This window comes from Cohnella rhizoplanae (genome assembly GCF_948329515.1).
Lineage (GTDB): Bacteria > Bacillota > Bacilli > Paenibacillales > Paenibacillaceae > Cohnella > Cohnella rhizoplanae.
Window position 1 is genome coordinate 49,023 of the sequence record NZ_CAOJCN010000031.1, and the last position, 10,930, is coordinate 59,952.

Consider the following 10,930-nt stretch of genomic DNA (forward strand, 5'->3'; position numbering starts at 1 on the left):
CATGCCCCAGACCGCAGTCAAGTCCGGAGGAAAAGCGTCGGACCGGATCTTCACGGCGCTATTGTACGCGTTAATGACGACGGTAGGCGTCGTGACCCTGTACCCGTTCATCAACATTCTGGCCATCTCGCTGAACGATTCTGCGGACACGGTGCGCGGCGGCATCTATTTATGGCCGCGGTCGTTCACGCTTGACAATTACCGCACGATTTTTCAGTATTCGAACCTGCTCACGGCTTTCGGCAACTCGGTTCTTCGCACCGTGCTGGGCACGTTCGCCGGGCTGTTCAGCGCCTCTCTGATCGCCTACAGTCTGAGCCGCAAGGATTTCGTAGCACGGAGATTCGTATCGCTGGCGCTGGCGTTCACGCTGTACTTCTCCGGCGGCCTTGTCCCTGTCTATATGCTGATCCGGGATCTGCACCTGCTTAATTCCTTCTGGGTGTATATCCTGCCCGGGCTCGTCAGCGCCTGGAACGTCTTTATCCTCCGTTCGTACATCGACGGCCTCCCTTTCGTGCTCCAGGAGTCGGCCAAGCTGGACGGCGCCAACGACTTGCAGATTTTCGCCAAAGTAATCCTGCCGCTATGCAAGCCCGTGCTTGCCACCATCGCCCTGTTCCTGGCGGTCGGACAGTGGAACGCCTGGTTCGACACCTTCCTGTACAACGGGGGCCGCACCTCGCTGACCACGCTGCAGTACGAGCTTATGAAGATTCTTCAGAACACGTCGGCATCCGGCGGGAACGCGGCCGCGGTCCACGGCGGGCAGGAGCTCGCGAACCGGGTATCCCCGGAATCGATCCGCATGTCCATCACCATCGTGGCGACGGTCCCCATTCTGGTCGTCTATCCGTTCCTGCAAAATTACTTCGTTAAAGGCCTTACGCTCGGGGCCGTGAAAAGCTGAGCGCGACGAACGGTATCGACAGGCCGAGCCTGTGTGTCGATATAATCTACATGAGTTAAGGGAGAGGTTAAAAAGATGAAGGTCAAGAGATGGAAAAGGCCTGCGTGGGCCGGCATGGCGCTCGCGGTAGCGCTGGCTGCGACCCCTGGATGCAGTTCCGGCGACGAAGGGCAATCCGCGGCATCGGGCGGCGCGTCCGGCGCCGCCTCGGCGGACGACAAACAGCCGATTACGTTAACGATGTACATGCCGCAAGCGAACCCGAATTACGAGAACATGGAGAGTCCCGTCGGCAAAAAAATTACGGAGGAGACGGGCGTCAAGCTGCAAATGGAGTTCGTCGTCGGCGACGAGAAACAAAAAGTTTCTCTTATGGCGGCGAGCGGCGAATATCCGGATCTGATCTACGGGCACGGCAACGAGAATGTTCTCGTCGACGCGGGCGCCTATCTGGACCTGACGGACCTGATCGAGGAGTACGGCCCGAATCTGAAGAAGCTTTACGGCCCTTACCTGAAGCGGCTCCGCTGGAGCAAGGAGGATCCCTCCATCTACTTCGTCGGCTCTTACGGGGTGAACGAGCAGCGCTGGACGCCGGAGACCGGCTTCGAGCTGCAGCATGCGGTCGTGCAGGAGCTTGGGTATCCGAAGCTCAAGACGCTGCAGGATTTTGAGAGCGCCATCAAGACCTACAAGGACAAGCATCCGACGATCGACGGACAGCCGACGATCGGCCTGTCCATTCTGGCGGACGACTGGCGCTACAAGATTTCCGTCACCAATCCGGCGTTGTTCGCCTCCGGCGGTCCGGACGACGGCGAATGGTATGTGGATCCAGAGACGCAGAAAGCGGTCTTCCACTACATGCGGCCGGAGGAGAAGGAGTACTTCAAATGGCTGAATCACATGAACAACATCGGGCTGCTCGATAAGGAGAGCTTCGTGCAGAAGTACGACCAGTACGCGGAGAAGATCGCATCGGGGCGTGTGCTGGCGCTAGCGGACGCGAAGTGGGAGTACGGCGATTCGGAGAAGGCGCTGAGACAGGATAAGCCGGAGCGAATGTACGGTATGTATCCGATCACGCTGAACGAGGATATCAAGTATGCCGATTTCCAAAGCGCCGGTTATTCGGCGGGATGGGGCGTGGGCATCAGCAAGACGGCCAAAGATCCCGTACGGGCGATCAAATTCCTCGACTGGCTGGCGTCCGACGAGGCGCAGGTGCTGAATAACTGGGGCATCGAAGGCGAGAATTACCGGGTCGTAGACGGCAAGCGCGTCATCCCGCCCGAGGAAATGGAAAAGCGCAAGAGCGACCCGGATTACTTCAAGAAAACCGGGATCGGCGTTTACGGCTTCCCGTTCCCGCAGTACGGCATCGGCGTGAAGGATCCGTCCGGCCAGACGTATACGCCGGATTCGATCGACACGATCATCGCTAACTATACCGACGTCGAGAAGGACGTGCTGGCAGGCTACGGGGCCAAGATGTGGAAGGACCTGTATCCGGCGGAGAGCGAATTCCCGATCAAGCCGTGGGGCAAGGCGTGGCAGATCAACATTCCTCAGGACTCGGATGCGGCTGTCATCGCCCAGAAGTGCGAGGATATCGTGAAGAAAAAAGTGCCGGAGATGATTCTTGCGAAGCCGGAGCGCTTCGAGGAAGTATGGGCGGAGTTCATCGCCGATCTGGAGAAAGCCGGCGTTCATCAGATGGAAGAAGAGTTCAGCGCGTTGCTTCAGGAACGCATTAAACTCTGGAACGAATAAAAGATATAGGTCCGCCGCGAAGCGCGATGCCGCCGAGCGGCGGACTTCACTATGCGCTGCGAGTATGTTCGTACCGCCCCTGCGTGGACAAGCAAGTCTATAAGGTTGGCCCTCCTCATATAATGGGTACACACTCTTATACGAGGAGGGATGGACATGAAATGGACCAAACCGGTACTCAGTCTGCTGGCAGCGGGAGCGCTGACCGCAACGTCGGCCGCCGCTGCGGCTGCCGAACCGCAATTTGCGGCTCCGCCCCTCGCCCCGGCCGTCTCCGAAGGGGGCACGCTGCCGATCGCGAAGAGCGAGAAGGTGTATTCCGGGACCGCGGCATCGGGAGACTGGGCTGCGAGTTCTGCACATATTGCCATCTATGCCGATCTGGACGAGAGCGGTCAGCCTATTCGCTGGCGCATCTCGCAGGACGGCGCGACGCGTTTCGCCTTGATGCAAGGCGCGGAGGTCGCGTTCGCCAAGACGCCCGCGGCGAAGCTGGAGGACGTGAACGGCGACGGGGAACCGGAGCTGCTGATCTACCGCAAAGGCGCCGGCGCAAACCAAGGGGCGCTTGGGCTTGGCATCTATGAGGTTTTCAACCGGTACCTTCCCCTATATGACGTGACGGATCCTTCCTTCACGGATCCTGAACTCGAACGGCGGTACGAGCTGGATCGCGACCCGTCCGGCGGGATACGCTTCAAGGATCCGGTCAGCGGTCTGGCTGCGGTGCTGCACGGCGGGACAGCGGGAGAAGCGCGGGTAGAGCCGGTCTCGAAGTACGATATCGGGGATCTCGACGGTGACGGCGTCAAGGAAATTACGGCGGTGCAGCGCATCGTGGCAGCGTCGTCTGCGGACGCGCCTGCGGTCGCGCTGCTGAAGACAAGGTACAAGCTGATGTACGGGGCTTATTCGCCAGTCGTCCAGTCTCTGGAGGATACGGCGGGCAAGGTGTTCGCCAAGATCGCCATTCCCGAATATTAAGCAGACTTTTGAACGAGAGCGCCTTTCCCCTCCGGAAGGCGCTATTGGCGTACGCCGGACAGGGGCGCTGGCGGGAGGGGCGGGCGATCCGCCGCGGTCCTCGCCCGGGATCCGAGGGCGGATGCATTTTCGACCGCTTTTCGCTACAATAAAAGCAGTACCCGTGCGGATGGAGGATTACAGGTGGATACAAACGCAAACGATCAGCAGCCCAAGCCGGAAAAGAAAAAGCTGGCGCTGAATGTAGTGAGCAATAAAGAGCATAAGGGCTTCGGCGCCGGCAGCATCGATCTGAGCCAGGTGTCGCCCGTCATCATCGACGGCGGCGAGGCGTATATCGACGTAGGAGCGATGCACGCCAAGAGCAAGGTGGAGAAGGGCATCAAGTTCTCGCCCGAAAAAGAAAACGTCCCCAACGGCCGCCAAGTGTGGATCGTCTGGGTCGCCGTCGACCGCGACGAGCGCGGCAGCTTCTACGGCGGCGCAGCCGCGTGCGAGATGCTGATCGATACCGAAGCGCGGCGCGGCTGGAAGCTGCTGGCCGAGCACGTGAACCGCATGGACCGCTCGCTTAAGCGCAAGTTTCTGCTCGAGGAGCTGGGCGAGCAGGACAAGGCGGCGCTGCGCAACTTGCTGCAATCGCACAACATCGAGTGGTGGGATCGTTCGCCGCAGGCGCTGAAGGATCAGTTGGCTTAAAGGATCAATTGGCTTAAATTTAAATGCCGTTAAAAAGACTGCCGTGCCGACAGGGGGCCCCTGTGCGAGCTGCGGCAGTCTTGTTTGTCTATAAGGCGATTCACCAACGTACATATTGCCGGGAAAGCCGGTTTTGCCCGGAGTAGTAATACGTCAGCGTCTTATTTACCGGAAAACGGCCTCAAGTCCCGAATAGCGATATGCCAAGGTCTTAATTGACCGAAAATTCGTGTCGCGTCCGAAATAGTGATGCGTCAACTTCTTATTTGTTGGAAAAGTTGCCCCACACCAGAAATAGAGATGCGCCAACGTCTTAATGCAGCCCATGGCATGGTGCTGTGAGGTTGTGCACCTGGCACGCTAGCTCTTCCACCAGCCGCGCAGCCTGCTCCAGAGCGACTTCGGCGCGCCGTCGTCCCTCGTCGCGGCCTCCGGATCTTCGCCGCAGGTGCCGGTCGGCTCGGTGCCGGCCAGAAAAGCCGCGTGTACGCGCGCCGGACAGGCCGCCGACGCGAGCAGTCCGGAGGCGGGATCGATGTCCGCGGCGACGACGCCCTCGGGCATCGCGAAGGCGTGCGGCTCCACACCGGCCAGCGCCTCCTCCGTGTATTCCGCGAAGATGGGGGCCGCCCGGTGCGCTTCGCTGGAGGTGATGGCCCTGCCTTTGTCGTAGCCGACCCAGACGGAGGTGACCAGGTCCGGCGTGTAGCCCACGAACCAGGCGTCGGAGCTTGTCGTGCCCGACTTGCCCGCCGTCGGCCGGTGCAGCAGGTGCGCGACGCGCCGGGCGGTGCCGCCGGGCTCGAACACGCTGCCCAGCAGGTCGGTCAGGACGTAGGATAGCGCGGGGGAGACGATCTGCTTGGCCTCCGGGTGCGCTTCGTACAGCGTATGGCCGGCGCTGTCGGCGATGCGCAGGATGGCCGTCGGCTCGCGCTTCACGCCGCCGGCCGCGAATACGGCGTAGGCTGACGCCATCTCGTACGGGCTCACCGGGAACGTTCCGAGCGCGAGCGACGGCACGGCGTTCATCTTGGCGGTGATGCCGAGCTTGCGCGCCATGGCGATGACCGACTCGGGGCCGGTCTTCATCAGCGTCTGCACCGCGAAGATGTTGTCCGAGGCGCCGATCGCCTGCCGCAAGCCGATGTCCGCGCCGAAGTATCGGTCGTTGTAATTGCTCGGCCGGTACACCTTGCGGTAGTCGTCGTAGTAAAAGACGGTCGGCTCGCTGCGGAAGGTCGTCGCCGCGGTGACGGCGCGGCTGTCGAGCGCTGCGGCATAGACGATCGCCTTGAACGAAGAGCCGGGCTGGCGCGTGGCCGCGAACACGCGATTGTAGGGATTATCCACGTAATGGCGGCCTCCCACCATCGCCTTGATGTATCCCGTCGACGGATCGATCGAGACGAGCGCCGCCTGCAGCTGGCTGTTCTTGGGCATCTGCTTCTCCACGGCCGCTTCCGCCTCGCGCTGCATCCGGCTGTCCAGCGTCGTATAGATCTGCAGCCCGCCCTCGTTCAGCAGCCGCTCCTCGATGCCGAGCTTGCCGGCCGCCAGCTTCCGCACGTAATCCGCGAAGTAGGGCGCGCTCTGTCCGCGATTGTCGGGCATCGGCCGGATGACGACATGCTCCGCGAGCGCTTGCCGCCGCTGCTCCGCATCGATCGCGCCGCTCTCCTCCATCGACTGCAGCACGATGCGCTGGCGCTGGAGCGCCTGGGGCAGCCGCGTGTACGGGGAATAGTAGCGCGGTCCCTTCGGGATGCCGGCGAGCAGCGCGCCCTCGGCCAGGCTGAGCGACGACGCGGGCTTCCCGAAATACAGCTGCGCCGCGGCTTCGGCGCCATACGCGCCGTTGCCGTAGTAGATCTGATTCAGGTACATCTCTAGTATCTTGTCCTTGCTGTACTTGCGCTCCAGCATCGCGGCGTACCATGCTTCCTTGGCCTTGCGCGTCCAGGTGCGCTCGTGGCTCAGGTACAGATTGCGCGCGAGCTGCTGCGTCAGCGTGCTGGCCCCCTGTTCGCGCGACAGGTGCCGCGCGTCCACCCACGCCGCCCTCGCGAGTCCGCGCAGATCGACGCCGGCATGCGAGTAGAACCGCCGATCCTCTATCGCCAGCGTCGCCTTCGTCAGCCAGGGCGAGATGTCGCGCAGCGCCACCGTCCGCCGGTTTACGCCGCCCTGTTGGGAGGAGAGCAACTGGCCGTTCATGTCGAAGATTCGGGTCGATTGGGGCATCTCCGCCATCGGCAGGCTGCCGAACCGGAGCGCGAGTTCGGCCGCGGCGACGACGGCCGCGATCAGCAGGCAGGCGATGCCGAGCGCCATTCGCCATCCGAGCCGGCGTCGCTTGCCGCCGTCCGCCCGCTTGCGGCCCGCTCCGCGTTCGGACTGGGCTGCCATGCCTGCCGAGGCAGGCACCTCAGGCACCGGCGCGCTTCCGCCCGTACGCATATCCATTTCGACCCCTCCTTCGTTTTCCGTTCGCACGATCACCCCTTATTATGGAAAAGTCGGCTTCCTCTTATTCCAGCCCCGTCCAAATCCGCATTGCTTTTTACGCACGATCCCCTATAATACAACTTGTTCAGTCGAATCCGACAGGAAAGAAGGGATCCCATGTCCTCCATGGAATTGTGGTACACCGAAAAGCAGACCGAAAACTTCGGCATTACGGCGAAGATCAAGCAAACATACGTGCACGAGCAAACGGATTTCCAAGAGCTGGCGATGATCGAGACGGAAGAGTGGGGCAACATGCTGGTGCTGGACGGCATGGTCATGACGACGGTCAAGGACGAGTTCGTCTACCATGAGATGGTCGCGCATCCTGCGCTGTTCACGCACCCGAATCCGGAGCAGGTGCTGGTCGTCGGCGGCGGCGACGGCGGCGTCATCCGCGAGGTGCTGAAGCATCCGAAGGTCAAGAAGGCGGTCCTCGTCGACATCGACGGCAAGGTCATCGAGTACTCCAAGCAATACCTGCCCTCGATCGCCGGCAAGCTCGAAGACCCGCGGGTCGACGTGCAGGTGAATGACGGCTTCAAGCATATTCTCGATCATAAGAACACGTACGACGTCATTCTGGCGGATACGACCGAGCCGGTCGGCCCCGCGGCTCATCTGTTCACGCGCGGCTTCTACCAAGGCATCTACGAGTCGCTCAAGGAAGAGGGCCTGTTCGTCGCCCAGACGGACAACCCTTGGTTCAAAGCCGAGCTCATCCAGAGCGTCAATCGCGACGTGAAGGAAGTGTTCCCGATCGTGCGCGTGTTCACGGCGAACATCCCGACCTACCCGAGCGGTCTGTGGACCTTCACGATGGGCAGCAAAAAGCACGATCCGCTCCAGGTAGACGCGTCCAAGCTGCCGGAGCTCGACACGAAGTACTACACGCCCCGCCTGCATCACGCAGCCTTCGCTCTGCCGAAGTTCGTCGAGGATCTGACCAAGTAATCACGGTTCTCCGCGATCGCTGTGTTAAGTATCTTTGATTATTCGACCCGTTTCCGCACAGGAGACGGGTTTTTTCTTGTTCTTCCAGTTGTTTACGTCAAAAATCATAACATTAATTCATTTCTTCCGTAGAATGTTCGGAAAATTAAGGAAAGCGTTGTCGAATGATGATATAATTACTAACACCATATATAGAAAAAGGGGTGGGTGGCATGTTCGACTGGCTCGGAGTGAAAAAAGGTCTCCCGTTATGGTGGTCGTACAGGCTCAACAGGAAGTTAAAACGCGATGTCGAGGAGATATTCGAAGGCATCGCCGAGACGCGGATGCAGCTTCTCAAGGATTGGACGACCGATTACTGGCGCCATCTGGACCGGCTGCTGGAGCAGCTGCGTTCGGTTGGCATAGGCAACGCCCGGTCCGGCGAAGGGATCGCTCCCGAGGTGCTGGATAAACTGGTCGGCTCGGCCTATACGCGGGCGACGGATTTCACGGAGATTTTCTTGCTCGACGGCGAGGGGGAGGTCTCGTATTCGACGTATACGCCGCACACGGGGCGAGCCTACGGGACCGATGCGGGATTCGCGGCCGGCTTGGACTATGCACGGAGCGGGAGCGATGCCGCGCGGCCCTGCTTGTTCGGTCCGTTCCCGGATCCGTTGACGGAGGCGATCGGGCCTCGTTCGTCCGCTTTTCACGACAAGATGACCTTGCTCTTCATCCTGCCGATCGCGGCGGGCGGGCAGTGGCAGGGCGCGCTATGCGGCAGGGTGCCGAACGACGTCATCGGAGACCTCATCCAGCGCGAGTCCGGTCACGTCTACCCGGACTCCGGCGACAACTACCTGTTCATGGCGAAGCCGTCGCTGAACCTGCATATCGCGCCGGGCACCGCGCTGTCGCGAAGCCGGTTCGAGGACCGCACCTTCACCCACGGCGAGAATCTGAAGGACGGCGTCACCACCGACTGGGGCGTCGTCTCCGTCAAGGAACATACGGAGCTGGAGATCATGTTCACCGACCCGGCCACCGGACGGCTCCATCCGGGCGTCGCGAACACGATCCGCAACGGCAGCAACCTTTTCGTCGAGTTTCCCGGCTACTCGGACTACCGCCACATCCCCGTCATCGGCAAAGGCGTGACCTTCGAGCTCCCGCACTGCCCGGACCGCTGGGGCATGATGTGCGAGGGCGATCTGGAGGAGGTGTACCGGATCCGCAGCGTATCGGTGCGTCTCACGAAGCCTCTATGGATCGGAGCGGTTGCTTTTTCTGCCGCTGCCGCCGCGCTAATGGGGTATCTGGCGTCCGAGGTATCTCCGTTCTGGATGGCCGTCTGCGAGCTGGCGCTGTCGCTGGCGGCCGGCTGGGCCGGCATCGCGCTGGTCCAGCGGCGGGCCGACGGTCGCGTCTCCGAGCCGCTGCGCAACCTGAGCAAGTTCATCCGGATCAATGCCGAGGGCAAGGGCGATCTTACGCAGCGGATTCGAACCTCCGACTACGACAACGACGAGATTCGCGACCTGGCCAAGTGGATCAATAATATGATCGATTCGCTCGAGGGCATCATGCTGCAGGTGCGGCTCGCAGCGTCCGACGTGTCCAGCAGCCAGCGGCTCATGTACGAGTCCGCCGCGTCCACGGCGGGTTCGACGGAGCGGGTGAGCGAACGGATCCACGACATGATCCGCAGCCTCAGGCGCCAGCTCAAGGACATCGACGTCGCCAAGGACGTGGCGGGCGAGATGCGCGAGACCCTCGCGATGCTCGAGCGCAAGGCCGCGGAGCAGATCGCGGTCGCGCAGGGCGAGGTCGAGCGGATCGGCGGCAAAATGTCGCAGATCTCGGACCGCGTCGCGCAGACCAACGGCACGATACGCGTGTTCATGGATACGGCCGGGGAGATCCGCAGCGTGCTGGGCGTCATCGAAGAGATCTCGGCGCAGACCAATCTGCTCGCGCTTAACGCGTCCATCGAGGCGGCGCGCGTCGGCGAGCACGGGCGCGGATTCGCCGTCGTGGCCAGCGAGATCCGCAAGCTGGCGGACTCGACGCGCCGCTCGACGGCGGAGGTGCACGGCATCGTGGCGAAGATCTACGAGCACGCGGAGCTCGCCTATACGTCCATGGAAGAAGGCACGCGCGTGGTGGAGGAAGGCACGCAGCTCGTCGCCGTGGCCTCCGAGACGCTGGGATCCGCCAAGTCGGAGGACGCCATGAAGTCGCAGATCGTCGACGAGGTCGTCGCCTTGATGGAGAAGATCGCCAATGTCAGCAAAGAAAACCGCGCCATCTCCGCCGAGGTCGAGACCAAGGTGCAGTCGCTGCTCGGGGAGATCACGGGCGTGCGGCACACTTCGCACAGCGTCGAAGGCATCACTGCGTTCCTGCAGCAGTTGGTAGGGCAGTTCCAACTGACGGAGACGCGGCTGCGATAATTGAAGCCCGGACGAGCGCGTCGCGAGACGCTGCCGGTTCCGGGCTTTTTGATGTGGAGGCGCGGCGCGGCCCCTGGCCGGAGATAGGCGCATATGGGCACTAACGTGCACGCGCCACGCTGCCCGAGGCCTGAGATAAGCGCATCTGGGCACTAACGTGCCCGCGCGGCGCGGCCCCTGGCAGGAGATAGGCGCATTTGGACACTAACGTGCCCGCGCCACGGTGCCCGAGGCCTGAGATAAGCGCATCTGGGCACTAACGTGCCCGCGCCAACGCAGCCCCGGGCCGGAGATAAGCGAATCTGGGCACTAACGTGCCCGCGCGACGCAGTTCCGGGCCGGAGATAAGCGCATATGGGCACTAACGTGCCCGCGCCAACGCAGCCCCGTGCCGGAGATAGGCGCATACGGGCACTAACGCGCCCGCGCCACGGTGCCCGAGGCCTGAGATAAGCGCATCTGGGCACTAACGTGCCTGCGCGCCGTGGCTCCAGGCCCGAGATAAGCGCATCTGGGCACTAACGTGCCCGCGCGCCGCGGCCCCGGGCCGGAGATAAGCGCTCAGCGGTTCAACCCCCTAACCTTGGACACTTTCGTCCAAAACCCGGGGTTCTCTCCCTAAATCGCAATATTTATCGGCTTAATGGCGCCGGAGAGAAAATGT

General features: G+C 61.9%; 7 protein-coding genes. 6 read left to right on the top strand and 1 reads right to left on the bottom strand.

Annotated elements, in window-relative coordinates; all coding sequences use genetic code 11:
* Position 1 precedes the first annotated feature (1 nt).
* The 4 genes from PQG80_RS26460 (at position 2) to PQG80_RS26475 (ending at position 4,366) form a co-directional block, all read left to right on the top strand.
* A complete protein-coding gene (locus tag PQG80_RS26460; protein WP_271754728.1) occupies positions 2-910 on the top strand; it encodes a carbohydrate ABC transporter permease in 909 nt (302 codons plus the stop codon).
* A 75-nt stretch (positions 911-985) separates the two neighbouring features.
* Positions 986-2,683 (top strand): ABC transporter substrate-binding protein, encoded by a 1,698-nt coding sequence (locus PQG80_RS26465; protein ID WP_271754729.1) that lies wholly within the window; start codon positions 986-988, stop codon positions 2,681-2,683.
* Between the two features lie 156 nt (positions 2,684-2,839).
* Positions 2,840-3,667 (top strand): hypothetical protein, encoded by an 828-nt coding sequence (locus PQG80_RS26470; RefSeq protein ID WP_271754730.1) that lies wholly within the window; start codon positions 2,840-2,842, stop codon positions 3,665-3,667.
* A gap of 183 nt (positions 3,668-3,850) precedes the next feature.
* Entirely contained in the window at positions 3,851-4,366 is a 516-nt protein-coding gene (locus PQG80_RS26475) for a YwhD family protein (protein ID WP_271754731.1), read from the top strand.
* A gap of 360 nt (positions 4,367-4,726) precedes the next feature.
* Here the strand turns inward: PQG80_RS26475 and PQG80_RS26480 are convergent, their stop codons facing one another.
* On the bottom strand, positions 4,727-6,832 hold the full coding sequence (locus tag PQG80_RS26480; protein WP_271754732.1) for a transglycosylase domain-containing protein: 2,106 nt from the start codon (positions 6,830-6,832) through the stop codon (positions 4,727-4,729).
* A gap of 168 nt (positions 6,833-7,000) precedes the next feature.
* On the opposite strand from PQG80_RS26480, the gene speE reads away from it, so the two are divergent.
* Complete coding sequence (gene speE / locus PQG80_RS26485; RefSeq protein WP_090117678.1) at positions 7,001-7,828, top strand: polyamine aminopropyltransferase; 828 nt, start codon at positions 7,001-7,003, stop codon at positions 7,826-7,828.
* A 212-nt stretch (positions 7,829-8,040) separates the two neighbouring features.
* Positions 8,041-10,266 carry a methyl-accepting chemotaxis protein gene (locus PQG80_RS26490; RefSeq protein WP_271754733.1) on the top strand — a complete coding sequence of 742 codons (2,226 nt, stop codon included), beginning with the start codon at positions 8,041-8,043 and terminating at the stop codon, positions 10,264-10,266.
* Positions 10,267-10,930: the final 664 nt, after the last annotated feature.

Bases quoted from the DNA above. Each gene is read 5' to 3' on its own strand.
- PQG80_RS26460 (WP_271754728.1), top strand. From the start codon at position 2: ATGCCCCAGACCGCAGTCAAGTCCGGAGGAAAAGCGTCGGACCGGATC.
- PQG80_RS26465 (WP_271754729.1), top strand. From the start codon at position 986: ATGAAGGTCAAGAGATGGAAAAGGCCTGCGTGGGCCGGCATGGCGCTC.
- PQG80_RS26470 (WP_271754730.1), top strand. From the start codon at position 2,840: ATGAAATGGACCAAACCGGTACTCAGTCTGCTGGCAGCGGGAGCGCTG.
- PQG80_RS26480 (WP_271754732.1), bottom strand. From the start codon at position 6,832: ATGGATATGCGTACGGGCGGAAGCGCGCCGGTGCCTGAGGTGCCTGCC.
- speE (WP_090117678.1), top strand. From the start codon at position 7,001: ATGGAATTGTGGTACACCGAAAAGCAGACCGAAAACTTCGGCATTACG.
- PQG80_RS26490 (WP_271754733.1), top strand. From the start codon at position 8,041: ATGTTCGACTGGCTCGGAGTGAAAAAAGGTCTCCCGTTATGGTGGTCG.